A 26091-nucleotide genomic window follows, 5' to 3' on the forward strand; every position below is an offset into this window, starting at 1 on the left:
TCCCGTCGGTCAAGTCTGCTCAGCGGGCCGGTCCGCGATCCTCGAACTCGTACGTGGTGGTCAGGCCCTCGGGCAGGTCGGGAACCAGGGCGTTGGTGCCGTCGACCACCTGGACGTAGCGCTTGCCCTGGAAGATCGAGTAGCTGCCGTCGGGGACCTGATCGATCCGGAAGAGCTGCGTCTCGGCGGCCGGGTCGCACCCCCGGCCGCGCACGCTGCCCGGCGCGGCGTCGTGCACGACGGTCATGCAGACCGCACCGGCACCCGTGGCCGAGGCGATCTGGTACCTGTCGCCCTGCGGGCGTAGGACCCAGAGCGACACGTCGTCGGTGCCCGGCTCGCTGGCGGCCCGCACCTGGTCGGTGCCAGGGCCGATCACCAACGCGGCTCCGCTCATGCCGGGCACCACGATCCGGACCTGACGCCTGCCGCCGAGGATCTCCTGCGGACCGGCGGTGGCGGTCACGGATGGCACGACAGCCGGTGGGGCCTGGCTGGCCGGGCCGACATCGGGCGTGTCGACGTCGGCCCGCACCTGCGACAGGGCGGTGCCTGCGGCAACGGCCACGACAGCCAGCCCGGCTGCGGTGGCGGCCGTCCGGCGTCGCCGTCGCCGGTCGCTGCGGCGACGCAACGCCTGCGCCCCGGGCAGCGTGGTGACTCGCCGAACCTCGTCGGCGATCGCCGTGAGGTCGTCGCGCGGATCAGCCATGGGAGGTCTCCTCCTGGTGGGCATCGGTCAGCAGCCCGGCCATCGCTCTCCGACCTCGGGCGAGGTACGTCTTCACGGTCCCGACGGGCGCCTGCATCTCCGCTGCCACCTCGGCGACGCTGAGATCGTTGAGGTGGTGCAGCACGACGGCCCGGCGCTCGTTGGCACTGAGCTGCTGGAGCGCCTGCAACAGGGCGACGTGGTCCTCGTTCAGTCCGGGCACGCCCTGGTCGACGGCGGCCCGACGGTGGGCGCGTACCCGGTTGAAGGCCTTGCGCCAGCTGCTCACCGCGATCCGCGAGGCCACCCGGCGGACCCAGGCCTCCGGGCTGTCCGTCTCCCGCACCGTCCGCCAACGCTGCCAGGCCCGCATGAACGCCTCGGCGACGGCGTCCTCCGCCTCGGCGCGGTTGCCGGTCAGCGCGTACACGTGACCCACGACCCGACCCGCACAGGCCGCGTAGAGGGCGTCGAACTCCTCGGCATCACGCATCCGGCCGGTGCCCTCCCACGCCTCGTCCCCTGGTCACCGCGCATGCAACTCGCCCGGGCCGACCGGTCACGTCGGCGCGGGGCAGGAATGTGACCGCCATCACAGCATTGTGATCAACCTGACGCCCTGGCCAGGCGTCATCGTGCCGTCCCGGGAGAGGCCCGTGGCGGAGAGGACGATGTGCGACGACGGCAACGACGCGCCCTGACAGCCGGCGTACTCGCGACCGCGCTGGTCGCTGCAGGCCTGGCTGCCCAACCGGCGAGCGCGCAGGCGAGGCCGACGGCCGCCGGCTCTGGCACTTCCGGCGCCTTCACCCTGATCACCGGTGACCGGGTGACGCTCGACGCGGACGGGCGGCCGGACATCCAGCGGGCGCAGGGACGGGCCGGCATGCGGTTCGTGAGCAGTCGGGAGGACGGTCACCAGTACGTCATCCCGGTCGACGCGATGCCACTGCTGCGCGACGGTCGGCTCGACCGGCGGCTGTTCGACCTCACCGCGCTCGGCGAGTTGGGCTACGACGACCGGGCAGCCGAGTTGCCGCTGCTGGTCGCGTACCCCGAGAACGAGGCGGCGCAGGCGCGGACCGCGACCGTCGGCGGTGACGGGCGGGTGCGGGCCGACCTGCCGGCCGCCCACGCGCTCGCGGTCCGGGCGGGCCGGGACGACCGGGTCACGCTCTGGGCCTCGCTGACCCGCGGGACGAACTCCGCGCGCACCCTCACCACCGGCGTCACCCACATCTGGTTGGACGGCAAGCGCAAGGTCTCCCTGGATCGCAGCGTGCCGCAGATCGGTGCGCCGGCGGCCTGGCAGGCCGGGCTCGACGGCACCGGCGTCACCGTCGGCGTGCTGGACACCGGAATCGACGCCAGCCACCCGGACTTCGCCGGGCACCTCACCGAGGTCCGGGACTTCACCGGCAGCAACGATCCCGGCGACGCGGTCGGCCACGGCACCCATGTGGCGTCGACCATCGTCGGCAGTGGGGCCGCGTCCGGCGGCAGGTACCGAGGTGTGGCGCCGGGGGCCAAGCTGCTCGTCGGCAAGGTCTGCGCCACCACCGAGTGCCAGGACTCGGACATCATCACCGGCATGCAGTGGCTCGCGCCGCAGACGCGGGTGGTCAACCTCAGCGTGGGCGGCGACGACGCGCCCGGACTCGACCCGCTGGAGACCGCGGTCCAGGAGCTGAGCCACCGGTACGGCACCCTCTTCGTGGTCGCGGCCGGCAACGAGGGCAAGCCGAAGTCGGTGTCCTCGCCGGCCTCCGCCGACGACGCCCTCGCCGTCGCCGCGGTCGACGCCGACGACCAGCGGGCCTACTTCTCCAGTCGGGGTCCGCGCATCGGCGACAACCACATCAAGCCCGAGATCAGCGCGCCCGGCGTCGACATCGTGGCCGCCGCGCCCGGCGGCGAGTACGCCACCATGTCCGGCACGTCGATGGCCACTCCGCACGTGGCCGGCACCGCCGCGATCCTCGCCGGGCAGCACCCGGACTGGGCCGGCCCGCAGCTCAAGGCCGCCCTGATGGACTCGGCAAAGCCGACCGGCGAGGACACCATCTACGAGCAGGGCGCCGGCCGGGTCGACATCGCCCGCGCAGTCGCCCAACCGGTCGCCGCCGAGGTCGCCGCCATCGACTTCCCGGTCCAGCGCTGGCCGCACGCCGACGACACCCCGGTCACCCAGGTCGTCGGCTATCGCAACACGGGCACCGCGGCGGTCACCCTGACGCTGGGCATCGCCCCGGCCCCGTCCGGCATGCTCACCGTCAGCCCGACCACCCTGGTGGTGCCGGCCGGTGGCCGCGCCCAGGCGACGATCACCGTGGATACCCGGGTGGACGCCCCGGACGGCGTCTACCAGGGGGCGCTGACCGCGACGGGCGCCGGCGATCTGCGGGTACGGACGCCGTTCGCGCTCAACCGCGAGATCGAGAGCTACGACGTACGGCTCGACCACACCGGGCGCGACGGCAGGCCGGCCACCGAGTACACGACAGTGGCCGCGAACCTGGCCACCGGAGAGTTCAGCACCCTCGCCGTGGCCCCGGGCGGCGGAATCCTGCGCCTTCCCAAGGGCCGTTACGCGCTCTGGAGCACCATCCACGAGGCCGACATGTCGACCCTGCTCGTGCAGCCGGTCCTGGACGTACGCGGTCCGGTCACCGAGGCGCTCGACGCCCGTAACGCCAAACCGGTCGCGTTGACCGTGCCGGAGCGCGACGCCGCAGCCATCTCGATCAACGTGAGCGCCAACTGGGACGACGGCTTCCGCTATCCAGGCGTGCAGCTCAGCGGCGTGTCCTTCGCGGACGTCTTCTTCGGCCGGATCGGGCCCGCGGTCGCAGCACCCGAGTTCACCGCCACACTCGGTGTCGGGCTCGCCCGACCGGGCAGGGACGGCACCTTCCGGAACAGCCCCTACACGTACGACCTGGCGTACGTCCGCCCGGGCGATATGTTCACGGGCCTGACCAGGAAGCTCTCACCGAAGAACCTGGCCACCGTACGGACGACCTACCGGAGCCAGTCCACGGCGACGACGGCCGTCCGGTTGCACCGTGCGGCGGCGCCTGGCGGCTCGGGCCCGATCGGTTCGAGGACGCCGGTCGACCTGCCGTTCCGCGGCACCGAGTACCACAACACCGACGGTGGTATCAGCTGGACGTCCACGTTCGTCGAGGGCGACAACTCCACCACGCAGACGTCGACCTTCACGGCGGGCCGGTCGTACACCCAGACCTGGAACGCGGCGCCCTTCGGGCCCACCGTGGCCCAGGCACCGACGCTGTCGCCCCTGGGGTACGCGGGCCGCGACGGCGACACCATCTCGGTCGCGTCGTTGCCCCTGTTCGGGGATGCCACGGGTCGCCCCGCGAACCGCGATGACCGGCCGGTGCAGATCCGGCTGCTGCGTGACGGCAAGGAGATCGGCACCTCGGACAGCCCGTGGGCCGAGTTCGGGGTGCCCGCCGGCAAGGCGACCTACCGGCTGGAGGCGACGGCCACCCGGGGCGCACCGGACACCCTGTCGACGTCGGTCTCGGTGGCCTGGACCTTCACGTCGGCGCACACCACGTCGCCGCAACGGTTGCCGCTGACGACGGTCCGGTCGACGCCCGTGCTCGACGACACCAACACGGGCCGGGCGGGCCGGATCACGACCATCCCGCTGGCGCTGGATCGGCAGGCGGGCTCGACGGCGGCGGCCAACCGCAGTCTCGGCGTGTCCGCGTCGTTCGACGACGGCAGGACGTGGATCGCGTTGCCGGTGCTCCGGAACGTCGCCCTCATCAGTCACCCCCGGCGAGCCGGGTTCGTCTCGTTGCGCCTGACGGCCACCGACACCGCCGGCAACACGGTCACGGAGACGATCCAGCGGGCCTACCGGATCGCCTGACACACTGCCCGGTCCGGGGTGGCGGCCGTTTGAGCCGCCGCCCCGGACCGGACCTCAGTACCTCGGTGCCTCAGTACCTCAGTGCCTCGGTGCCTCGGTGCTTCAGGCGGTGAGGGCACCGTCGATGGCGATGGACGCGCCGCTGATGAAGGTGGCCTCGTCGCTGAGCAGGAACGTGGTCAGCGCGGCCACCTCGTCGGAGGTGCCGGCCCGTCCAGTCGGCTGCACCGACAGGTAGCGCTCTGCGGTCGACGGGGCCTGGTTCACCACGTTCTGCCACAGTGGGGTGTCGATAAGGCCGGTGACCAGGGCGTTGACCCGCACACCGGAGCGCGCCACGTCGAGGGCCGCCGAGCGCGTCAGACCGATGACCCCGTGCTTCGACGCGTTGTACGCGGCCTGGGTCGCGTCACCCTTCACACCGGACACGGAGGCGTTGTTGACGATCGCGCCACCGCCGGAGGCGATGATTGCTGGCAGTTCGTACTTGAGGCCGTAGAAGACGCTGGTCAGGTTGAGGGCCAGCGACCGGTGCCAGTCGGCACTGTCGGCGTCGCGGACACTGGCCATCGGACCCCCGCCGGCGTTGTTGAACGCGCCGTCCAGTCGCCCGAACTCCGACACCGCGCTGTCGACGAGCCGCGCCATCTCCTCCTCGACCGTCACGTCGGTGGGCACGAACAGCGCGTTGCCGCCCGCCTTCCTGATCTGCGCGGCCACCTCCTCGCCCCGGTCCTTGTCCCGGGCGCCGATGACGACGCTGGCACCTTCGGCGGCCGCCCGCTGCGCGAACGCCAGGCCCATGCCCTGCGTGCCGCCGGTCACGACCAGCACCTTTGCTTCCAACCGTCCGGACATCTCGTCTCACATTCACTCGACTGGTCAGCCGCCGCGCGGCTCAGGATCGAAGATCGCGGGTTGCCGGCGGTCGAACGTGTCCGGCCGGCCCGCAGGACCCACGAGGCGGAACGCTAGCCTTTTCTGGAACGATCGACAAAGTAATGCCACTCACAGCTTTGGGGTTTAGGTGGCGATATCAGGCATGGTTGGCCGGCTTCTAGCGCTCAGATCCCTCCAGGCGCGGTTGGCTGACCACCTCAACCCCCTGTAATCGGAGGCACATTCTGTGGCGGTCGTTCCACAACTTCGTTAGCGTTGGGCGGGTTGCGCAAATACCCATAAACCGCCCTTAAGGAATGCCATGCCCACACGTCACGCCGCCCCGCAGTCCCAGCGGTGGAAGGCACTGCTGTTCATCTCCATCGCTCAACTGATGGTGGTGCTCGACGGGGCCGTCATGAACATCGCGCTCCCCTCGGCGCAGCAGTCGCTGCACTTCACGGACGGGAGCAGGCAGTGGGTGGTCACCGCGTACGGTCTGGCCTTCGGCGGTCTGCTGCTGGTCGGTGGCCGGATCGGTGACATGGTCGGGCGCAAGCGCGTCTTCCTGATCGCACTGGCCGGGTTCGCGATCGCCTCGGCGATCGGCGGCCTGGCGGTCAACGCCGCGATGCTGCTGACCGCGAGGGCGTTGCAGGGTGTGTTCGCGGCCCTGCTCGCGCCGGCCGCGCTCGCGTTGCTCTCCCTGTCCTTTCCGCAGCCGAGGGAACGGGCGAAGGCCTTCGGCGTGTTCAGCGCGGTCTCGATCGCCGGTGGAGCGGTCGGTCTGATCGTCGGCGGTCTGCTCACCCAGTACCTGAACTGGCGTTTCTCGATGTTCGTCCTCGTCCCGGTGGCGATCATCGGGATCCTGGGCGGCAGTCGCACCGTCCACGACGACGGGGAGCGGCACCGTTCCCGGCTCGACCTTCCCGGCGTGGTGCTGGCCAGCCTCGGACTCGTCGGCCTGGTCTACGGCTTCGGCGTCGCCGAGAGCCGCGGATGGTCGTCGAGCGTGACCATCGGATCGTTCACCGCAGGCGTGCTGCTGCTGGCGGCCTTCATCCTGGTGCAGACGCGGGTCACGTCCCCGCTGCTGCCGATGCGCGTCCTGACCGAACGCAACCGGGCCGCCGCGTACCTCTCGGTCGGCCTTGCCATCGTCAGCATGTTCGGGATGTTCCTCCTGCTCAGCTACTACTTCCAGCAGGTCAAGGGATGGTCGCCGGTGCTGGCGGGCCTGGCGTTCATGCCGATGGCGGTGGCGCAGGCCATCGGGGCCACGCAGATCGGCGCCCGGCTGGCGCACCGGATGGCCCCCAGGCCGATCATGGTCGGCGGCTACCTCGTCACAGCGGTCGGTCTCGTGCTGCTCGCCCTGCTCGACGCGGACAGCGCCTTCCTGGAGATCGCGTTCGCCGAAGCGGTGATCGGGCTCGGCATCGGCACCGCGTTCATGCCCGCGATGAGCATCTCCACCCACGGCGTCGAACCCAGGGACGCCGGGGTTGCCTCCGCGATGATCAGCTCGTCGCAGCAGGTCGGTGGCTCGATCGGCACCGCACTGCTCAACACCATCGCGACCAGCTCGGCCGCCACCTATCTGGTGTCGCACAGCGGCCCAGCGGCCCAGGCCCACGAGAGGAACCAGGCGCTGATGCACGGCTACTCGGCCGCGTACTGGACCGCCGTCGGTTTCGTGGCGGCAGCAGCTCTGGTCTCCGCGGTCATGGTGAACGCCGGCGCCCCGAAGCATGCTCCGGCGTCAGCCGACGTCCTACCGGACATCGCGCCCTTACCCGCGCACTGATCGGCGCGACTCCGCGTGCCGGACGCACCACCGGTGATCGAGGACACGGTGCACCGATGCGTCCGGCAGGGTGGAATCTGATGCGTGAGCAGAGCAGGCACCACGGGTGACGTTGTGAAGCGCACTCTGCCCATCCACGATCCGGCTGGCGCCACCGGCGATGCCGCCTCCTCGCCGGACGAGCCGGCGCGTCCGACGACCGCCCACCGGCAGCGCTGGGCGATCCAGACGATGGCTGTCGCACCCGACGACAAGGTGCTGGAGATCGGATGCGGTCGGGGGGCCGCCGTTTCTCTGGTCGCCAGCCGACTCACGACCGGCCGGATCGTCGCCATCGACCGGGCCGCGACGATGGTGCGAATTGCCGCCAAACGGAACATGGCCCATATCAACGCCGGCCGAGCTGAAATTCAATGTGTCGGATTCGAGTCGGCGGACTTCGATTCGCTCCGTTTCGACAAGATCTTCGCAGTGAACGTCAGCATCTTCTGGCTGGGCGACGCAACACAGCAGATCGAACGGATGCGGAGCCTGCTGACGCCTGGTGGACGGCTCTACGTCTTCGGCGAGCGGCCCACAACCGCACACGCCACAGCGAACCTCACGTCGACCACGCTGCTGCTCGAAGCCCACGGGTTCGCGACAACCACAGCAAGCGCCACTCGCGGTAAGAGCCAGGTGCTCACCTGCGCGATCGGTACGCCAATCGGCTGAGTCGTGCATCTGCGGATGCGGTGGTGTGGTGATCTCCGTGGCCCCGCCGAGACAACCGCTATTTGATCTATCGCGGTCGGTGGATGTCCAACCGTGTCGCACGGGTGACGTAGCATTGACCGCGAACGTTATTCATCCCGGCACGGGGAGGAGCGGCATGAAGTTCGACATGGGAGCGCAGACTCTCGGCAGCCTCACCAAGCAGACCCAGGGTTCGTCTGATGATCTCGGCAGCCTGATCAAGCAGTTGATCGCTGCCGCTGAGCCGCTGCAGGGCAACTTCAACGGTGCCGGGCGGGTGGCATTCGATTCGTTCAAGGCCAACGCCGATTCGATCACCGCCTCTCTCAATTCCGCACTGGGCGCGATTCTGGGCGGTCAGGGCGGAATGGATTCCGCGTTCGGCCAGGGTGACACCGAGATGGCCGACAACGCGTCGTCGGCTGCGGGCACCGCCAACTTCGACGCGGCCAGGTTCTCGAGCAGCCGCTGATTCCCGGGGGAGTGACAGGTTATGAGCACAGATCGACGCAGCTTTGACGTGGGCACCTCGCAGCAGGTCCAGAGTGACCTCGCCGGGATCATCGCCCGGCTGGAGGCCGTGATCTCGCAGCGCAGCGCCGACGTGTCGGCCGCGATGGCCGACTTCCAGGCCGACGGCGTCTCCGAGGAATACCGGACCGTCGAGGATCGGTGGAACCGCGCCGCCGGCGAGGTGCGCACGATCATCGATCTGGTCAAGACCACGATGGTCAAGAACGACGAGACGGCGACGACCACGCTGTCCAAGGCGCGCACGGCGGTGCAGTCCATCGGCTGAGTTGTTTTCCATCGAGTGTTGACGAGGGAGCACAAGCGTGAGCGCCTGGGATATCTCCCCCGGTGGAGTGCGCGACGTCCTGAATCGCACCCATGCCGCGGCCGCCCCGTTCGAGGGGCAGATGACCAAATTCAACTCGGCGCTGGAGGGCTCCGCCGTCCAGTCGAGTTCGGAGATCGTCGGCCAGGCACTTCAGGGCTTCGTTGAGTCGATCAAAACGGACCTCGAGTTCGTGTTCACTCGCACGGGGGCGTGCATGAATGCGGCGGCACAGGCGACCAACGCCTACGTCCAGGGTGATCTGGACATGGCCGCCAACGCGCAACGCAGTGCCTCGGCGGCACCTGACCCCTCGGCGACGATGCCGGGGCCGGGCCGTGGGGCGGTGCCGCGATGATCAATCCGGGGGAGATTCCCCAGATCCCCGGCAACATGGAGCAGTTGGCCACCCACGCACAGACGATCAAGACGACCGGTGTCGACTTTGCCAACACCGGTCAGACGATCGACACCACCTGGCAGGGGTTGGCTGCGGTATACGAGGCACCGGAGGCGGCACAACTGTTCGCCGCCTCCGGCCCGATACGCACCGTGTCGGCCTCGGTCGGTGAGGACGTCCAAGCCGTCGGCACCGCCCTGGCCACGTACGCCAGCGAGGTCAAGGAGATCAAGGCCCAACTCGCGGCACTGAAGGGCCAGGCGGAGCAGTTCGTCGAGTCGACAAAGGACGACGACGACTGGCGTGAGGACGAGGGCAAGGTCAACCAGCACAACGGCCTGATCTCTGCGGTGAACACGCAGGTCGCCGCGTTCTTCGAGGCGCAGCGCAAGTGCGCCAACACAATCAACGCCCTGTACGGGGGCCGCCAGTACCGCGCCGACAACGCCGACGGCCGAGCCGACGACGGCGAGTACGGCTTCAACGCCGACACGCTCAACGCCGCGGCCGGTGAGGACGGCGCTCTGCCCTGGGGCAGCAACGAGGAGCACGACCGCGGGTTCCTCGGTGACGTGGGCGCGTTCTTTGGTGGCATCGGTGAAGGCTTCGTCACCATGCTCGAAGACCTCGGCGGGCTGATCGGCCGCGACCCGACGACCGGCGAGTGGAGCTGGGGCACCGCCGGCCAGTCATGGTTGGGCCTCGGCAAGTTCGTCTGGGCGGTCTCCATCTACGTCAACCCGGTCACTATCGTGATCGACCAGACGGTCGGCATGCCGTTCCTGGAGAAGCGCGAGGCGGGCAACCTTCTCCTCAACGCCGGCAAGAGCATCATCGCCTACGACATGTGGAGTGAGGACAAGTCGAGGGCCGGCGGCCTCGCCACGTTCAACATCGTCTCCGCCGTCATCGGCACCAAGGGGGCCGGCTCCGGCGTACGCGGCGCAGGTGCCGCGGTCAACAGCATCCGGGGCAGCGCGACCGCCGCCCGAATCGGCGCCGGGCTGATCCGCGCCGGCAACTGGCTCGACAACCTGCCCACGGTGGGCGAGGTCGCCATCAACTTCGCCAAGAAGTTCGACATCCAGATTCCGCAGATCGGGCCCCTGCCCGCCATTGCCGGCGACGTGCCGGTCGGGCGCGGCTTCGACGTCGAGATGCCGAACGACCGCGGCGGCAACCCGATGAACATGGACGCTGGCAACGGCCCCGGCAACACACCCGGTGGGCGCACCCCGGGAGAGTCGACCACTGGCAACCTCCCCGGCGACAACACACCCGTCCGGAACGGGCCGGAAGACACGCCACCCGTGCGGAACATGCCGGAAGACAACACGCCGCCGGGCAACCTGCCGGAGGACAACACGCCTCCCGGCAACCTTCCAGAGGACACCACACCGGGCAACGTCCCCGACGACACCACGCCCGGCAACGTCCCCGACGACACCACGCCCGGCAACGTCCCCGACGACACCACGCCGGGCGGGGGAAGCCCGGACCGAGGGCGGGATCTCACCCCGGCCGAGCAGCAGCGGTTCGTCGATCAGGCCGAGCGTCTGGATCCTGCATCGCGGGCCCAGGTGGAGAACCTGCTCGCCCGTACCGACCTGCCGGACGGTATGGCCAACCAGGCCGTCCGGGACTTCATGGACCTTCAGGACTCCGGTCGGCTGGCGGGAAGCGTCGACCGGCAGGGAGACATCTTCCGCGACATGCTCGACAACCTCAGCGGGGACCGCTCCGCCTTCGAGGGCGCGGCGACGGAGTTGCGTGCCGCGAACGATGTGATCCAGAGCGGCGACCTGGCCCCGGGCAGCAGGATCGGTCTGAATGTCGTCGCCGGCGAACGGGTCAACCTGGGCAACGGCACGGTCGTCGACACCGGTCGCATCCCCGAAGCCGATCTCGTCTACCAGACCGCTGACGGCAACGTGCATGTGGTCGAGGTAAAGGCCGCCGCGCAGACCGTGGCCAACAAGTTCCGATCCGACCCCGCCCAGTTGGAGCGCATGCTCGACTGGCGTGATGGCGCGCCGGGGCGGGAGGTGAGCATCCGGGTCGGCACCGACGAGGGTTGGACGGGGCTCTTCAGTCGCGCTGGCAACAACCCGCCGCAAATGGCGATCGAACGGCTCGCCGACCAGAACGTACCGATTACGATCGGCGGGCGTACCTTGTCGGGTGAGCAATTGGCCGCGCTGCACCAGGCGGTGGAACGGGCTGCGGCCGACCCGGCGCACCCGATGAAGAAGCCGGCTGCCTGGTTCGGCGAGCACCTGCCGAACCTCGACGCGGCACGTGACTTCCTCAGGCCCTACGGAGTTGATTTCCTGTGACCGGTCCCTGGGTTGCCCCCGAATTGCTGGCCGCCCTGCCACTTCCGTGGCGGCTGGCGGATCCCGTCGAGCGTGGCAAGGCGACACGAGAGCTGTTGCCCGACCCACAGCAGCGGGCTGAAGCCCTACAGGCGTTGGAGATGTGTCTCGCCTACCTGGTGGACGTGAGGGACCGTTACGGCGACGAGACCGACTGGGGGCTTCCCAAGGAGTTCTTCGACGACTATTGGTTCATCCTCTACGCGGGGCTCAAGCAATCGATGCCGACCCTCGCCGACGTCACGCCCGAGAGGGTGCGCGACTGGGCCGAGGCGTACCTGGACCCGGAGGACGTCTTCGGTGCCACCTGGACGACGCCACCGGACGAGGTCGTTGACAGCATCGGTCGGTCGTGGGTCTTCTTCATCGTGCAAGGTGCGACGGAGAGTCTGGTTCGATGGCTCCGCGGCGTTGGACCTGAGCATCTGGACGATTGGGAGCGGGCCCGAGTGGTCGACCTGCTCAAGGAAGCCACTCCTCGTCTGCAGTGGCGTCTGACGATCATCACCATCCCGACGATTCTTGATCTCGGGGGCCCCGACCAGAAGAGCTACTTCGATCGACTGGCCAACGACCAGGGCCTGCACGAGAAGACCCGCGCCGAGGCGGAGAGTGTGAGCTCGTTCATCGACCGCGCACACGAGCCGATTTAGGGCCGTCGCGAGTGCGGCGGCCACCCTCGAGGCGGTGTCGGCCCTGGTCCAGTGCCGTGGTCACGACGACTCGGGATCCGTCACCCCCGGAGTAGGCACATGCGAGTCGAGTACGACGACGTTGAAATCGAGGACGACCTGCGGGTGACCCACCAGGGCGAACTCTTCACCGGCGAGGTGGTCGAACGCTCGCCGCAGGGTCAGGTCATCGCCGTCACCACGTACTTCAAGGGCATGGAGGACGGCCTCTCCGCCGAGTGGTACCCGAGTGGCGAGCGCAAGGCGGAGGGCAGCGCGCACTATGGCATAGCTGTCGGCGTCCACGAGGAGTGGCACCGCGACGGCAGCCCCGCCGCCCGTGTCGAGTTCGACGACCAGGGCAAGCTGATCAGCCGCCAGCGCTGGGCCGAGGACGGCACCCCGATCAAGAACTAGTACTCCAACGTCATTTGATCTGCCGACTGGCTTGCTCGGCTAGCTCATGAAGAAGATCATGGCCGCGAGGCTTGCCCCCATGGCCAGGTGCTCCCAACGGAGCAGGTCCGTGATCGGTCGATTGCGCAGCCGGACGAGTGCGGTCGCCATCCAGCAGAATTAAGCCGAGGTGGCGGCGCGAGCGCCATGAGCACGGCTCCGGCCATACGGTGCCACTTCAGCTCCGGGCCGCGGTCGGTCGGACCGCCGACGACGATTGCCACCGCCAAGGCCAGGAGCAGCAGCAGGCGGAGACTGCGGCCGACCGAGCATGATCATCAGGACGTCATCGCGGTGCGACGCCGGGGCGTGACCATTGCGCGGTGGGGCGGCCGTTGAGACGCCACGGGTGCCCGGTGACCCGCGGCCAGCCTTCAGGCGAGTTTTCCCAGTTCTCCTGCCGGCCGTACACCGTGAGGTCCAGGGCTTGGTAGGTGGTCATCAACGCCTCCACGCCCCGCCCGGTGGTCCAGTAGGTCTCGTAGACCTTGTCGCCGTCGCGCAGGTAGCACGCGATGAACCCGAAGTCACGACCGTCGGCCAGAGCTGGGTCGGAGTCTTTCGCCGAATACCAGGGGAACCTGTAGCCCATGAACTCAGCGAACGGGGCACTTTCGTCGTAGGGACCCTCGCAGAACACGGCGTAGGTGACGTCCCGAGCGTGCAGGTAGTCCAGCATCTGCAGGTGACAGGTCGAGAAGGTGCACCCCTCACACTGATGCTCGTGCGGTTTGCCGTCGTGCCACATGTGGAAGTAGGCGATGAGCATCCGGCGGCCCTCGAACACCTCCACCAGCGGGGTGTCCCCGCCTGGGCCCCGCACCGTCACCGTCGGCATCAAGGTCATCGGCAGCTGACGACGAGCGGCTGCGATCGCGTCTCCTTCGCGGGTATGGGCCTTCTCCCGGACCAGCAGTTCGTCGCGCTCGCGCAGCCAGGTCTCCCGGTCGACGACCGAGGGCGCGGCGGCGCTGGACGCGGGGGTTGCCGTCATGGCTATCTCCTTCGTGGAGTGGGGATCGGTCACAGGTACAGACGACCGAGTCGGCGATCGTCATCGGTGACCGATGACGGATGGGTCCGCGGTCGTCAGTACGGTTGTGAGGACCAGTCAGCCCCGGGGAGATCACATGTCCGACTCGCCTGATGAGCAGGCGGTCTGGCTGCAGCGCGCTTTCGACGAGCACCGGCGTGAGCTACACGTCCACTGCTACCGCCTCGCCGGGAACGTCACCGACGCGGAGGACCTGGTGCAGGAGACCTTCCTGCGTGCCTGGCGGGCTCGCGACCGCTTCGAGGGTCGGGCGTCGGCGCGCACCTGGTTCTACCGGATCGCCACGAACGTCTTCCTCGACAGCCGCAAGGCGGCCGGTCACCGGACGGTACCGTACGGTGATCCGCTGGAGTGGTCCACCGAGCTCGGTCCCTATCCCGACGCTCTGCTGGCCGACGATCCGCAGACCGGTCTCGCCGCCCGGGAGACCGTCGAGCTGGCCGTGATCGCAGCGCTCATGTACCTGCCGCCGCGGCAGCGGGCGGCCTTCGTGCTGCGCGACGTCTACGGCTGGACGCCGCAGGAGATCGCCGCCGCGCTCGACACCGCCGTAGCGGCCGTCAACAGCCTCCTCCAGCGGGCCCGCCACACCCTCCGGCGGCGCGCTCCGTCGGACCCGAAGGACTGGCGCCGCCCGCAGCTCACCAGTGAGGACGAAGAGATCCTGCGCCGCTACGCCAACGCGAAGGACCCGGAGACTTTCCGGGCACTGCTCGCCGAGGACGTACGGATCACGATGCCGCCCGAGCCGCCGGTCGTCGGGATCGACGCGGCCGCGGAGTTCCTCGGCCGACCGCTCGACTGGCGTACGTTCCCCACCACGGCCAACGGGCGCCCGGCACTGATCAACTATCTCCGCCGGCCCGGCAGCCCGCACTACGAGGCGTTGGTCGTCGACGTACTCCGGATCGAGAACGGGAAGATCGTAGAGAGCAACGCCTTCATCGGTGCCCGTCACGTCGCCGCCTTCAGCATGCCCGCCACGCTCGACGCCGAAGCCAAGTGACGGTGGAGTACCAGGCGGCGGAGAGCTGAGCAGGTGATGCTGACAAGCGGTCGGCGAAGAATCTCGCGCAACGGCTCGCCGATCCCTCAGCCGGTGCCTTGGCGGTCGGTACGCAGGCCGTACCTGCGCAGCACTGCCGAGAGGTTCTCGTACGGGGCGCCCGGCCCGCTGTCCAACCTGTACCACCAGGATCGCCGCGCGCCCCTGCCGAGCGCCCGGCCCGGAATCACCTCGGGCTCGGAGTCGAGCGCCTGTTCCTGACGGCCGACCAGGATGCCCCACGGCAGCGCGGGAAGGCTCGGCGTGCTGGCCCGCTTTCCGCCGGACCGGCCCGGGTGCACGGCCACGATCATGCTGCGGACGGTCGACGCCAGCTTCTCGGCGAGTGCCTCGATCGTCGCCTCGTCAACAGCCGACAGTGGGGGGCCGGCCAGCCGGAGTTGTTCGCGGACGCCGACGTCGACCCGCTCGACAGTGAGGACACCGAGCAGCGCCGACCGATTGTCGCCGCCGACGATCGCCACGCTGGTCGGTGCCGGTGCCCGCGTACGACAGAAGGACGTGAGGTCGCGGCGCGACCACGTCTCGGTCACCGGCTCGGCGACGCCCCACCCGACCGGGTCGTTGCCGGTGAGAGCGCGCACGGCGGCCTCGGTGCTGGCGCCGAGGTCCAGGGCCTCGGTGGCCGGGTGCAGCGTGACGATCTGGATCTCCAGGCCGCCGGTCCACGGTTCGGAGGCCGGCAGCGCGCCGGCGCCCTGGGAGCCGTTGGCCGACGAGAAGCGGTGGCCGTCCCACTGCAGCGGCAGGCCGGTGAGACCGTCGCGGTACTGGTCGCCGGCGCGCACCACCCACTGCCCCTGTGCCTGCGCGAGCATCACCTCGACCGGGTACGTGATGAAGCCGTCGGCCGGAGTGACGAGCTGGAGCATCAACCCGTTGCGGACCGCGTCGACAGCGGCTTCGGCGAGCCAGGGCGACAGGCCGACCACCGTACGGTGCTGGTGCAGGACGATGGCCTTGTCGCTGATCGTGTCGGTCGTCCCCGTCATCGGTCCGCCCATGTCAGCCCTCCCGTTATCGATACGAGCGCGGCGGTGAAGCGGCGGGTCACCTCGGCGGCCTGCGGGTCGCCGTCGGGTGCCCGGCTCTCCACCCACCAGACGCGGCCGCCGAAGGAGCCGTCGAGCGTGACCCCGAGCAGCCGCTCCGCCTCCCCTGGCACCTGGACCAGTCGCGCGGTCTCGACGGTCAGCAGCAGCCGCCCGTCGCCGGGGTCGAACAACTGCACCAGCCCGGCCGAGTCGACAGTGTCCATCTTGAGGTCGGAGCCGACCGCGAGCAGGGCGCCGAGCATCGCGGCAGCGTCGGGCTCGGCGCGGCACAGGGCCACCGTGTCGTACGTCATCAGTGCTCCTTGGTCTCGCCGAGGTACGCGGTCTGGGTCATTCGTGGGGGGTGCCCGGGGCGGATGAGCTGCCCGCGCCCCACCGGCAGGACCATCGGCCGTACGCCAGTGAACAGTTGCCCCTCCGTCCGGTCACCGGACATGAGCAGGCCCAGGCAGCCGGCCTCGCGCACGGCCAGCGGGAACGGCTCGAACAGGCCACGTGAGGCGCCGGACACCCGGCGGGTCATCACGACGTGCAGCCCGGTGTCGCGCCCGGCCGCCACGTACGGGACGAACGCGCCGAGCGGTTGGCTGGCCGACGCGGCGAGGATGTCGTAGTCGTCGATGAGCAGCACGATCCGTGGACGTGCCGCCTCGGACGGCTGCCTCTTCGCCAGCTCCTTGCACACCGCCGCAGACAACTGCTGGGCGAGTGTCGCGTTGGTGGCGTAACCACCGAGGTAGGACTCCGGCACCACGTCGGCGAGCCCCCGACGCGGATCGAACACGGCGAACACCAGCTCGTCGGAGGTGAACTGCCCCATCAACTCCTCGGCCACCAGCCGCAGCAGGTTCGTCTTGCCGGTCCGCGGATCGCCGAGGACGAGGAGGTGCTGGTCGCGGCCGAAGAGGTCGAGCACGGCAGGGGTGAAGTCGCTCTCGAACCGGCCGAACGGCACCACCCCGTGCCCGGCCGGCGTGCCGGCGAGGTCGGCCACCGGCAGCACCGCGGGCAGCACCCGGACGGGCGGCGGCACGGGCCCCGACCACGATCCTCGTACCGACTGCACGGCCGCGACCAGGCCGGCGTTCGACGGGTCGGGCTGGCCGTCCAGGCGCGGAAGGGCAACCTGGGCGAACAGCTTGCCGCTGGTCAGCGCCCGGCCAGCCTGGTCCGCCGGGATGCCCCGGGCCAGCCTGCCGTCAATGCTGGACTCGGCGGGCTCGGTGAGCCGCAGCTCGATCCGGTTGGCGAAGGCGACCTGCTGCGCGGCGCGCACCTCGTTCCACCGCCGGGCGGTGCCGATGACGTGGATGCCGTAGCGGCCACCCCGGGCGAGCAGGTCGTGCACCTTGGGTTCGAGGCTCTCGAACTCGGCGTTGAGCTGGCCGTACCCGTCGATCAACAGCACCACGTCGACGCAGCCGACCTCCGCGCGTACGCGCTCGTCGGCGGCACGCAGATCGTTGATCGTGTCGAACTGGTGCTGTGTGTAGATGCGCTGACGTTGCGCGAGCATCGCGTGCACCTCGTCGACGGTGCGTCGAATGCGCTCGCGGTCCTCTCGACTGGCGACGCCGCCGACGTGGGGCAGCTCGGCCAGGCCGGCCAATCCGTTGCCCAGCAGGTCGATGCCGTAGATCCCGACGTCGGTCGGACGGTAGGTGGTGGCCAGGCCCAGCGCCAGGGTGCGCAGCGCTGTCGTCTTGCCGGTGCCGGGTCCACCGAGTACGAGGGCGTTGCCCCCGCCCACGGCCAGGTCGATCAGCCAGGGGCCCTGCCACTGGCGGGCCGGGTCGTCGAGGCGGCCCAGCGGCACCGGCAGCCCGGTGGCGGCCTGCTCGGCTTTGTCCAGGCGGAGCCCGTCCGGGGTGCTGCGGATCCCACCGGCCGCCTGGTCGAGGGTGAGCGCGGCCGGCAGCGGCGGTAACCAGATGGCCTGGACACGCTGGTCGCTCATCGACATCTGCTCCACCACTGTCGACAGCAGCGTCGGGCCGGTGGTGCGTCTGGTCGCCTTCGGCTCCTCGGGTGCGTCGTCATCGGTGTCCCGGCGGACGGTGCCGAACACCGGCATGGGCTTCGCCAACGGGCCGACGATCGGGGCGAGCTCTGCTTCGGCGCCGTCGGTGAGCGGGCCGGACACGTAGGCGGCCTTGAACCGCTGGTAGATCGAGACGTCGACCTTCAGATACCCGTTGCCGGGCAACGGCGGCAACTGGAACGCGTCGACCGTGTCGAGAACGGTGCGCGACTCCATCTCGGTGAGCGTGCGCAGCCCGAGGCGGTAGGCCAGGTAGTTTTCCAGGCCGCGCATCTTGCCCTGCTCGACCCGCTGGCTGGACAGCAGCAGGTGCACCCCGATGGACCGGCCGATCCGCCCGATCCGGAGGAACAGGTCGATGAACTCCGACTTGGCGGCGAGCAGCTCGCCGAACTCGTCAATGAGCACGAGCAGATGCGGCAGCGGTGGGAGGGTGCTGCGCTCGCCCTGCACCGCGCGGAGCAGGTGGTACTCGACGATGTCGGTGACCTTGCCCGCGTCGGCGAGCAACTGCTGGCGGCGCTGCACCTCGCCGTCGAGGCTGGTGTACATCCGTTCCACCAGCGCGGCGTCGGCGACCAGGTTGGTGATCAGGCCGGAGACGTGCGGCATCTCGGCGAACGGTGCGAACGTCGCGCCACCCTTGTAGTCGACGAGCACCATCGCCAACCGGTCGGGCGGGTGGCTCGCCGCCAGGGCGAGCACGAGCGTCCGCAACAGCTCACTCTTGCCCGACCCGGTGGCACCGACGCACAACCCGTGCGGACCCATCCCGAGCTGCGCGGACTCCTTCAGGTCGAGCAGCACCGGGCGTCCCACCGGGTCGACCCCGATCGGTACGCGCAGGAAGTCGCGCTCGCCCCGCGGCCGCCACAGCGTGGCGAGGTCCAGGTTCGTGGGATCGGACAGCCCCAGCAGATCCTGGAAGTCCGCCGGCGGGGTGCCCGTGCCGTCGTCGTAGGAGTCGGCCGACAGCCGCAGCGGCGCGATCCCCCGGGCGAGGCCCTCGACGAGCGGCACCGGCACCTCGTCGACAGTGCCGGTCACGGTCATCGGCGGCGACGCGGTGAGGTCCTCCAGGACGAGTGAGCTGCCGTCGATGGTGATCCGCCGGGAGATGTCGCCGGGCTCGTGCAGCCGGTCGGCGAGCAGGTGCACGACTGTGACACCAAGGCTCCCGAGGCCCACGAACTGGTCGGGGCTCGCCAACCCCCGCGCGACCTCGCCGTGGGCATCGTCGATGACCAGCAACCTCGACCGTGTACGGGCCTCGGCGCGCCCGGCATTGTGGCGGAAGGACTTGAGGGCGTTGGTGGCCCGCTCCTCCAGGTCCACGGCGAGCAGCTCGGCGAGCGTCTCGGGGGCGGTGACCAGCAGCGGGGTCGGGCCACTCGGGCCGATCGACGTCCGGTCGAGCAGGTGCGGCAGCCAGCGCGCCCACTGCCAGGTCACCGCCCGCTCCGGGGTGGTGACGATCGCGAGCGTCACGTCGTCGGGGGCGTGGAACGCGGCGACCTGGACGAGGATGGCGCTGGCGAGGGCGACCACCTCCTGGTGGTCCGGTGAGATCACGCTGACATCGCCGGCGCAGTCCAGGTCGACCCGCAGCGGCAGCCCCGGCGTCAGTTCGAAGCGGCGCATCAGCGAGTGGGCCTCGTGGCGCATGAACGGGTCGAGGGGGTTGGTCGGTGTGCTCTGCTCGCGCAGTTGGATCGGCCGGACGGGCAGCGCGCCCATGCCGACCCGTACCCGCAGGAAGTCGATGTCCGCGCGGCGGCGCTCCCACAACCGAGCCGGGCTGCGCACGACGTCGAGCAGTCGGCTGACCGGCGGGTCGAGCACTGTCGCCTGCTCCTGGAGGCGCTGCTCGTCCTCGCGCAGTTGCTCGCGTAGCTCTTCCAGGTAGTCCTGGTACCGCTCGCGCTGGACCCGGCGCTGCCGACCGGCCTTGCCGAGCTGGGTGAGGTACATCGCCCCGGCAGCGGCCAGCGCGACGACCATGACCACCGCACCCAACGCCGCGAAGCCGGAGCCGCGCATGAACATCATCATGCTCATCGCCACCCCCGCGCCGGCCATCGGCAGCAGCGCCTGGAGCCCCACTGCGGATCGGCCGTCGGGCAGCTGCGGTGGTGCGTCCAGCACGAGCGGGTCCATGGTGGATGCCGGGCGGGCCATCCGGGTGGGGCGGTGCACCATGCGCGTCGACATCGGGACGTCCTCCGCTTACATCCGCCTGGCCGCAGCCAGGGCGAACGCGGCCGCGCGGGTCGCCTCGACGAGCGTCGCCTCACCGATCCGCGACGGCGTGATGAGCGCGCCGGCAGCCAGGTGACGGTCGTAGGGCAACACCACCACGGGTACGCCCGTCTGCTCGATCAGCTCGCGCGCGGCGTCATCGACGAGGGCGGCCCGGCCATCGGGGTTGCTGGAGTTCAGGACGACCACCACACGTGCCAGCCACGACCCGTACCCGCCGTCGATGATCCGCCGCAGTGCCTGGTAGGTGGCCCGGACCCCGTCCGGCGTCGCCGCGGCGACGAGCACCACCGAGTGCGCGTCGGACATGGCCGCCGCCGCGGTCCGCGACTCCAGGCCAGGTGGGCAGTCGACGACGGCGACAGCGAAGAGGCGCGACAGTGACCGCGTCACCTCGCTGCACAGGGTCGGGTTCGCGGTGCCGCTCGGCAGCACCCACAGGCCCGTGCCGGTGCGCGGAAGGAACGGTTCGAGCGCGCGGAGATCACCGCCCCGTGCCCCGATCAGGTCGGGTGCCAGCCGGTCCAGGGGCGGTTCGCTCGGCACGCCGAGCCGCCAAGTCAGCGAGCCCTCGTACGGGTCGGCGTCGGCGGCGAGCACGGGATCGGACCGGCGCGCCGCGAAGACCGATGCCAGCACCGCCGCCACCGTGGTCTTTCCTGCCCCACCGTGCACGGAGGCCACCGCGATCCGCCGGCCGGTGTGCACCGGCAACTGCACCTCGGCGGCGAGGTCGGCGAGCGCCCGGGTCGCGCGGCTGCTGGTGAACATTCGGCTGGCGCTGCGCCACATCCGCCGCAGTGGCGGATCGCCGGCACGGATCCGCCGGACGATCGACAGGTCGTTCGGCTCCGACCCCGCAGGATCGCCAGGTGCCCGGGGCGTCGGTGCCGGTCGGGGTGCCTGCGCGGGCTGCGGCGGTGCCTGCGGTGCCGACGCCGGCTGGCGAGGAGCGGCAGCGGGGGTGGTCGAGCTGTCCTGCACCCGCCGCTGTGGTGGGTACGGTCCGTGCCCCCCGGAGTGGGTCGGGCCGGGCACCGGTGGAGCGCTCATGCCACCGCCTCAATCAGAACGTGGTGAGAAGTCGCGAGTAGAGCCCGAACACCCCGACCGCAACGGGCACCAGTGCCATCACGGTCAACGCCTCGGCGCGGTCGGCGTACTGCCGGGCTCGGGCCAGCGCGTGCGGTGGCGGCCGGTACGCCAGGATCACGAGGGCCACCGCGCAGACGGCCAGCGCCGTGAGCGCCGGACCCCACCACGCGTCGGGCGTGTCCCGCACCCAGCGCGTCAACAGGCCGCCCACGATCACCAGGGCACCGGTCACCAGCCCCACCACCTCGACGGCCAGCGGGAACGCACGCATCCGCAGCAGCAGAGCGCTCGCCACCAGGGCCGCCAGCACCAGCGCCCACGGGCCCGCCGCGGCCGCCAGGACGAGGCCGCCGAGCGTCGCCGACGTCGCCGTCGCCACGGCGGCCACGGCCAGCCCGCGGTGCGCGGAGTCGACAGCGGCCTCCACCGTCACGCGACTCACCAGCTCGTCGTTGCTCCGCCGGTCGTCGAGGCGGGTGAGCCCGGACGCGATCATCGCGATCCGGGGCAGGAGCCCCAGCATTCCGACCGCCACGATCGTCAGCACCGCCGCGACACGCTCGGCGGGCATGTCCAGCGCCAGCGGTACGCCCCAACCAGCCACCAGGGCCAGCACCGTCCCGCCACCGAGGACGCCGGCGCGACGGTTGCCCGTCACCGTGCCCACGGCGAGCACGACGCAGCCGACGCCGGCAGCCCAGAGCGCCCAGCGCAAGGTCTGCCCGTTCGTCAGCCCGGGCACCATGCTCATCGCCATCGCTGCACCGCTGAGCAGCACCGCCATCCCGACGGCCCGCTTGGCCACCAGCCCGACGAGGAGGCCGGACAGCGCGATCACGCCGCCGATCGCGCTCACCAGCGCGGCCCCCAGTCGCGGGGCGGCGAGCACGGCCGCCATCGTCGCGGCGAGCAGGCACACGGCGGTGGCGGTCCACATCCGGGCGGCAACGCCCCAGCGGCCGTACCTCCGGGAAAGGTCGTCGCCGACCTCGTCGGCGACGTCGTGCACGATCGCCGCCGGCGGCGCCTCGGAGATCGGGTCGACCCGTAGCATCGCGCCGTCCGGAACGGCCGCCTGTCGCAGGCTGCCGGCCGGATCGAGCACCGTGCCGTCGAGAGTGCTGATCTGGTATCCCCGTGAATCGTCCATCGGTCGGTGGCCGACCATGGCGACGATCTCGGGCAGGAGGAGGCCGAGCGGTTCGTCGGCCGGCAGCACCAGGTCGATGCGTCGACGCGCGCCGGCCAGGGTCACCCGGCTGAGCTGGCCTGCGGCGGGCGACTGTGCCTGGGTCATCGCGTGCCCTCCGACTGGACCGTCGGAGGGTTGCGGGCCTTCTGCTGATCGGCGATGACGTCCTTGAGGAAGGACCAGCCCACACACCCGGCGCAGGCCACGGCCGCCAAGACGAGCCCGATCCGCAGCCACCTGAACCCGTCACCCGTGGCACGGACCCGGCGCTGCCGGCCCCACAGCAGCAGCTCACGCATCCGGGCGCGGCGGACCGCGACCGACTCGATGAGCTGGGTGTCGTATTCACGAGCCACGGGCCGATTCTATCCACGCCCGCTAATCCGAAGGGGGTGTCGATCGTGAGGTGGCGACGGAGGTCGGGCCGCCAGCAAGATCCACGCGCCTGCATGTTCGCTCTTCGTGGAAAGAGCCCCCGGCGGATCACTCCGCCGAGGGCCCTTGTCCACCGCTTCGGTTACCTGGCCTGCCCGAACCCGCCGAGGACGACGATCTCAGGAGGCCGACAATCCGCGACGAGTCAGACCTGCGTCATGACTCAGCGCTGCAGGGTCAGCAGACCCGGCCGGTACGGCAGGAGGCCGTAGTCGACGCCGTTGGAGCTGGGGGAACGACCCTGGTAGAGCAGTTGCAGGTTGCAGGCGTTGACCGTCATCGTCTGGTCGGCACTGGTCCGCAGCAGCTCGCCGTGGCTGATGTCGTTGGTCCAGGTGGCACCGCTGTTGGCCTTGCCGGCAAAGGGGTTGCTCTCGCTGGCGGCCTGCGGCGTCCACGAACCGCCGAGGCTGGTGGCCGTGAACGAGCGGAAGTAGCGGCCCTGCGAGCCGATCGCCTCGACGATCATGAGGTACTTGTTCAGGCCCTGGAGCTTGTAGACCTGCGGGGCCTCGAACAGGTTGTTCGTGGTGTCGCTCATGATGGTCGTGTAGCTGCTGCCGAAGCTGCCCGGGAAGTTCCCGATCGGCATGCTGGCCCGGTAGATCTTGCCGTTGTCCCCGGCGAAGAACAGGTACATGTTCGTACCGTCGCCGATGAGAGTCTGATCGATCGGGCCGGTGCCGGAACCGGTGATGCTTCCGGTGAACAGCGTCTGCGGCGACGACCACCCGTTCGGGTTGGTCGGGTCGGTCGAGGTCCGGTAGGAGAACGCCGGCCCGCCCCACTGGTAGGCGAGCACCCAGATGTTCTTCGGCGCGAAGTAGAACAACGACGGCGCCACAGTCCCCGAGTTCATCGCGTTCTGACTGGCCGAGGCCATCTGCGAGTAGTTCGAGAAGAGGCCGAAGTTCATCGAACCCCAGCTGGACCCGAAGTCGTGCGTGGTGGCGTAGACGAGCTGCTGGCCGTTGAACGGAGCAACAGTGAAGTCCTTGAGCGACACCCAACCCGACCTCGGGTTGGCCAACACCCCGGTGGAGGACCACCGGTACGTCGAGGGAAGGTCGCACGTGCCGCCCGGCGGCGGGGTCGTCGGAGGCGGCGTGGTGGGGTTGCCGCCACCGTCGACGCGGACGAGCTGCCACTGCTGGTTCGCGCCGTTCCAGTCGTCGTACTGCACGATGTTGCCGCCGTCGGCGGTCGAGGCGCCCTGCACCTCCATCACCTTGTTGCTGTTGCGGTTGATCAGCCGGACGTAGCCGCTGTCCGAGTCGGCCAACCGGAACTGCTGGTTGGTGCTGTTGTTGTCAGTCCACTGCACGATGCTGGCGCCGTTGGCCGTCGAGAAGCCCGAGACGTCCAGCACCTTGCCGGACAGCCGTGACTTCAACCGGTAGTTGCCACTCCCGGAGTCGACGAACTGCCACTGCTGCTGGTTGCCGTTGTTGCGGGCCCACTGGGTGATCCGGGCGCCGTCATTCGTGGCCAGGTTGTAGACGTCCAGGGCCTTGCCGCTGTTGCGGTTGACCAACACGTACCACGCGGTCGTGTCGACCGTCGCCGCGGCGGCGGGTGACGACACCACTGCTGCGGCGACACCGCCGACCATCACCGCCATCGCGCCAGCAGCGAGAACTCGGGGCAACCACCATCGCCGCCGCGCCGGCGGCGCGATCGATGGAGACCTATCAAGGGCAGACATGATCCTCCTTCAATGACCAAGAGCCGAGCGGCCTGCCCGAAGATGGGCGCACCGCGACGCGTGGCCGGGCACATGCGTCGTAGTAGTTAGCGCTAACAAGACTTCTGCATGCCCTGGCGCACGCCTGATTCGAGGTCGACGAAGCAGGCTCGCCCGGTAAGCCAGAGGTGTCGTCGCCCTTAAGCATCGACTGTGAGCGATAACATGGCGTTCGTCAAGTCGTAACTTGCTGGGAACATCGGTCGATGGCGCACGGTGATCCTTGGACGTGATCACCATCCGCAGACACCACCTCTTGCCTCCGGCCCGGACGCCACTCGGACCCTTGAGCGAGGCCCCTCGTGCGCGCTAACATCGACGGCTGCCCATGATGCAGCCCGCCTGCGGAGGGCAAGCCGCAGCGCGGCCGGCCGAATCGACCAGACCCGCATCAGGATTCAGAACACCACCCGAAGCCCTCGACCGTCGCCTGGGCTCGGCTCGGTGACGCCTGCCCCGTACACCCGGTTGCCGCGTGGACCGCGCACGGCCGCCCCGCGCGGAGACACCTTGTGGGGTGATGCGGCGTCGAATATCGTCCCGATGTATCGGCACGATATATCAAGGCGGCGATCTCCGGCCGCCCGATGGATCCGGGAGGTTCGATGAGGTCGATCGACTACGACACGGAGCAGCACCAGGACTACGCGCGAGGCCGGGCACTCGCCCAGCAGCAACTGCGCGAATGGCTCAGGGCCTTCGAAGCGGTACTGCCCGATCGGCGTCCGCTCACGGGGCTCGACGTCGGGTCGGGGACCGGCAGGTTCACACCCGCGCTGGCGGAGGCGTTCGGGCCGGTCACCGGCGTCGAGCCATCGGTCCGGATGCGCGAGGTCGCACAGACGCAACCCCAGCACCCGGACGTGCGGTATGTGGCCGGCGCCGCCGAGGACCTGCCGGTGGCGTCCGACAGCGTCGACTACGCACTCATGTTCCTGTCCTGGCACCACGTGCAGGACAAGCCCCGGGCAGCCCGGGAGCTGACCAGGGTGATCAGGCCCGGCGGCCGGCTGCTGCTGCGGGCGAACTTCAGCGACCACCATCCCCGGCCGTGGTGGCTGGCGCACTTCCCCAACGGGTACGAGCTGGACGCTGCCCTGTTTCAGCCCCTGCACGAGGTCATCGCGATGTTCACGTCCCTCGGCTGGCGCGTCGCCAGCTTCGACACTGTCACCGAGCCGTCCTCCGGCACCTACGGCGACATGCTCGAACGGCTGCGCCTGCGTACTCTCTCGTTCTTCGCGCAGCTCAGCCCCGACGACCTGGAGGCCGGCTTCCGCCGGTTGGAGGACGCCGTCGCCGCGGACCCCGACGCGCCGGCACCCGTCTTCGCCGAGCCGTTGCTCACCCTCGAACGCGCCAACGACTAA

At 69.9% G+C, this 26091-nt stretch carries 22 protein-coding genes; 11 read left to right on the plus strand and 11 right to left on the minus strand.

Annotated features, from left to right (window positions below; genetic code table 11):
• Positions 1-19: 19 nt before the first annotated feature.
• Together KBX46_RS06175 and KBX46_RS06180 are read right to left on the minus strand one after the other, a co-directional pair.
• On the minus strand, positions 20-712 hold the full coding sequence (locus KBX46_RS06175; protein ID WP_210791514.1) for a hypothetical protein: 693 nt from the start codon (positions 710-712) through the stop codon (positions 20-22).
• A complete protein-coding gene (locus KBX46_RS06180) occupies positions 705-1205 on the minus strand; it encodes a sigma-70 family RNA polymerase sigma factor (protein WP_088950649.1) in 501 nt (166 codons plus the stop codon). Before KBX46_RS06180 ends, KBX46_RS06175 begins: the two co-directional genes overlap by 8 nt.
• Before the next feature lie 180 nt (positions 1206-1385).
• Here KBX46_RS06180 and KBX46_RS06185 point away from each other — a divergent pair, with 180 nt between their 5' ends.
• On the plus strand, positions 1386-4616 hold the full coding sequence (locus tag KBX46_RS06185; protein WP_210791516.1) for a S8 family serine peptidase: 3231 nt from the start codon (positions 1386-1388) through the stop codon (positions 4614-4616).
• A 102-nt stretch (positions 4617-4718) separates the two neighbouring features.
• On the opposite strand, the gene KBX46_RS06190 is transcribed toward KBX46_RS06185, so the two are convergent.
• Positions 4719-5474 carry an SDR family NAD(P)-dependent oxidoreductase gene (locus KBX46_RS06190; RefSeq protein ID WP_210791518.1) on the minus strand — a complete coding sequence of 252 codons (756 nt, stop codon included), beginning with the start codon at positions 5472-5474 and terminating at the stop codon, positions 4719-4721.
• Between the two features lie 343 nt (positions 5475-5817).
• On the opposite strand from KBX46_RS06190, the gene KBX46_RS06195 reads away from it, so the two are divergent.
• The 8 genes from KBX46_RS06195 (at position 5818) to KBX46_RS06230 (ending at position 12741) form a co-directional block, all read left to right on the plus strand.
• Positions 5818-7305 (plus strand): MFS transporter, encoded by a 1488-nt coding sequence (locus KBX46_RS06195; RefSeq protein WP_210791520.1) that lies wholly within the window; start codon positions 5818-5820, stop codon positions 7303-7305.
• A gap of 114 nt (positions 7306-7419) precedes the next feature.
• Positions 7420-8019 (plus strand): trans-aconitate 2-methyltransferase, encoded by a 600-nt coding sequence (locus tag KBX46_RS06200; RefSeq protein ID WP_210791522.1) that lies wholly within the window; start codon positions 7420-7422, stop codon positions 8017-8019.
• Positions 8020-8176: 157 nt separating this feature from the next.
• Positions 8177-8512, plus strand: coding sequence for a hypothetical protein (locus KBX46_RS06205; RefSeq protein ID WP_088950652.1), 336 nt, complete (start codon positions 8177-8179; stop codon positions 8510-8512).
• A gap of 21 nt (positions 8513-8533) precedes the next feature.
• Positions 8534-8839 carry a pore-forming ESAT-6 family protein gene (locus KBX46_RS06210; RefSeq protein WP_088950653.1) on the plus strand — a complete coding sequence of 102 codons (306 nt, stop codon included), beginning with the start codon at positions 8534-8536 and terminating at the stop codon, positions 8837-8839.
• Positions 8840-8876: 37 nt separating this feature from the next.
• Positions 8877-9236, plus strand: a complete 360-nt coding sequence (locus KBX46_RS06215) for a DUF6507 family protein (protein ID WP_088950654.1) — start codon at positions 8877-8879, stop codon at positions 9234-9236.
• Complete coding sequence (locus KBX46_RS06220; protein ID WP_210791523.1) at positions 9233-11614, plus strand: hypothetical protein; 2382 nt, start codon at positions 9233-9235, stop codon at positions 11612-11614. The genes KBX46_RS06215 and KBX46_RS06220 overlap by 4 nt, the downstream gene beginning before the upstream one ends.
• Positions 11611-12306 (plus strand): hypothetical protein, encoded by a 696-nt coding sequence (locus KBX46_RS06225; RefSeq protein WP_210791525.1) that lies wholly within the window; start codon positions 11611-11613, stop codon positions 12304-12306. Before KBX46_RS06220 ends, KBX46_RS06225 begins: the two co-directional genes overlap by 4 nt.
• A 99-nt stretch (positions 12307-12405) precedes the next feature.
• Positions 12406-12741, plus strand: coding sequence for a toxin-antitoxin system YwqK family antitoxin (locus tag KBX46_RS06230; RefSeq protein WP_210791527.1), 336 nt, complete (start codon positions 12406-12408; stop codon positions 12739-12741).
• 325 nt (positions 12742-13066) lie between these two features.
• Here the strand turns inward: KBX46_RS06230 and KBX46_RS06235 are convergent, their stop codons facing one another.
• Positions 13067-13774: a DUF899 family protein gene (locus KBX46_RS06235; protein WP_210791529.1), complete on the minus strand. Its 708-nt coding sequence runs from the start codon at positions 13772-13774 to the stop codon at positions 13067-13069.
• Between the two features lie 136 nt (positions 13775-13910).
• On the opposite strand from KBX46_RS06235, the gene KBX46_RS06240 reads away from it, so the two are divergent.
• Positions 13911-14840 (plus strand): RNA polymerase subunit sigma-70, encoded by a 930-nt coding sequence (locus KBX46_RS06240; RefSeq protein ID WP_210791531.1) that lies wholly within the window; start codon positions 13911-13913, stop codon positions 14838-14840.
• An 86-nt stretch (positions 14841-14926) separates the two neighbouring features.
• On the opposite strand, the gene KBX46_RS06245 is transcribed toward KBX46_RS06240, so the two are convergent.
• The 7 genes from KBX46_RS06245 to KBX46_RS06275 form a co-directional block, all read right to left on the minus strand.
• Entirely contained in the window at positions 14927-15892 is a 966-nt protein-coding gene (locus tag KBX46_RS06245; protein WP_210791533.1) for a DUF6177 family protein, read from the minus strand.
• Positions 15889-16248: a hypothetical protein gene (locus tag KBX46_RS06250; RefSeq protein ID WP_210791535.1), complete on the minus strand. Its 360-nt coding sequence runs from the start codon at positions 16246-16248 to the stop codon at positions 15889-15891. The genes KBX46_RS06245 and KBX46_RS06250 overlap by 4 nt, the downstream gene beginning before the upstream one ends.
• Positions 16248-20207 (minus strand): type VII secretion protein EccCa, encoded by a 3960-nt coding sequence (gene eccCa, locus KBX46_RS06255; protein WP_210791537.1) that lies wholly within the window; start codon positions 20205-20207, stop codon positions 16248-16250. Before eccCa ends, KBX46_RS06250 begins: the two co-directional genes overlap by 1 nt.
• A gap of 15 nt (positions 20208-20222) precedes the next feature.
• Complete coding sequence (locus KBX46_RS06260; RefSeq protein ID WP_210791539.1) at positions 20223-21308, minus strand: MinD/ParA family protein; 1086 nt, start codon at positions 21306-21308, stop codon at positions 20223-20225.
• A 13-nt stretch (positions 21309-21321) separates the two neighbouring features.
• Positions 21322-22647 carry a type VII secretion integral membrane protein EccD gene (gene eccD / locus KBX46_RS06265; protein ID WP_210791541.1) on the minus strand — a complete coding sequence of 442 codons (1326 nt, stop codon included), beginning with the start codon at positions 22645-22647 and terminating at the stop codon, positions 21322-21324.
• Entirely contained in the window at positions 22644-22898 is a 255-nt protein-coding gene (locus KBX46_RS06270) for a hypothetical protein (RefSeq protein ID WP_088950666.1), read from the minus strand. Before KBX46_RS06270 ends, eccD begins: the two co-directional genes overlap by 4 nt.
• Before the next feature lie 242 nt (positions 22899-23140).
• Complete coding sequence (locus tag KBX46_RS06275) at positions 23141-24682, minus strand: non-reducing end alpha-L-arabinofuranosidase family hydrolase (protein WP_141911773.1); 1542 nt, start codon at positions 24680-24682, stop codon at positions 23141-23143.
• A 644-nt stretch (positions 24683-25326) separates the two neighbouring features.
• Here KBX46_RS06275 and KBX46_RS06280 point away from each other — a divergent pair.
• Positions 25327-26091, plus strand: coding sequence for a class I SAM-dependent methyltransferase (locus KBX46_RS06280; protein ID WP_210791543.1), 765 nt, complete (start codon positions 25327-25329; stop codon positions 26089-26091).

The sequence above is a fragment of the Micromonospora sp. C81 genome (assembly GCF_018070425.1).
GTDB classification, from domain to species: domain Bacteria; phylum Actinomycetota; class Actinomycetes; order Mycobacteriales; family Micromonosporaceae; genus Micromonospora; species Micromonospora zamorensis.

Coding starts and splice junctions, on each gene's coding strand:
- KBX46_RS06175 (WP_210791514.1), bottom strand. CDS start 712: ATGGCTGATCCGCGCGACGACCTCACGGCGATCGCCGACGAGGTTCGG.
- KBX46_RS06180 (WP_088950649.1), bottom strand. CDS start 1,205: ATGCGTGATGCCGAGGAGTTCGACGCCCTCTACGCGGCCTGTGCGGGT.
- KBX46_RS06190 (WP_210791518.1), bottom strand. CDS start 5,474: ATGTCCGGACGGTTGGAAGCAAAGGTGCTGGTCGTGACCGGCGGCACG.
- KBX46_RS06195 (WP_210791520.1), top strand. CDS start 5,818: ATGCCCACACGTCACGCCGCCCCGCAGTCCCAGCGGTGGAAGGCACTG.
- KBX46_RS06205 (WP_088950652.1), top strand. CDS start 8,177: ATGAAGTTCGACATGGGAGCGCAGACTCTCGGCAGCCTCACCAAGCAG.
- KBX46_RS06210 (WP_088950653.1), top strand. CDS start 8,534: ATGAGCACAGATCGACGCAGCTTTGACGTGGGCACCTCGCAGCAGGTC.
- KBX46_RS06220 (WP_210791523.1), top strand. CDS start 9,233: ATGATCAATCCGGGGGAGATTCCCCAGATCCCCGGCAACATGGAGCAG.
- KBX46_RS06230 (WP_210791527.1), top strand. CDS start 12,406: ATGCGAGTCGAGTACGACGACGTTGAAATCGAGGACGACCTGCGGGTG.
- KBX46_RS06235 (WP_210791529.1), bottom strand. CDS start 13,774: ATGACGGCAACCCCCGCGTCCAGCGCCGCCGCGCCCTCGGTCGTCGAC.
- KBX46_RS06240 (WP_210791531.1), top strand. CDS start 13,911: ATGTCCGACTCGCCTGATGAGCAGGCGGTCTGGCTGCAGCGCGCTTTC.
- KBX46_RS06245 (WP_210791533.1), bottom strand. CDS start 15,892: ATGACGGGGACGACCGACACGATCAGCGACAAGGCCATCGTCCTGCAC.
- KBX46_RS06250 (WP_210791535.1), bottom strand. CDS start 16,248: ATGACGTACGACACGGTGGCCCTGTGCCGCGCCGAGCCCGACGCTGCC.
- eccCa (WP_210791537.1), bottom strand. CDS start 20,207: ATGTCGACGCGCATGGTGCACCGCCCCACCCGGATGGCCCGCCCGGCA.
- KBX46_RS06260 (WP_210791539.1), bottom strand. CDS start 21,308: ATGAGCGCTCCACCGGTGCCCGGCCCGACCCACTCCGGGGGGCACGGA.
- eccD (WP_210791541.1), bottom strand. CDS start 22,647: ATGACCCAGGCACAGTCGCCCGCCGCAGGCCAGCTCAGCCGGGTGACC.
- KBX46_RS06275 (WP_141911773.1), bottom strand. CDS start 24,682: ATGTCTGCCCTTGATAGGTCTCCATCGATCGCGCCGCCGGCGCGGCGG.
- KBX46_RS06280 (WP_210791543.1), top strand. CDS start 25,327: ATGAGGTCGATCGACTACGACACGGAGCAGCACCAGGACTACGCGCGA.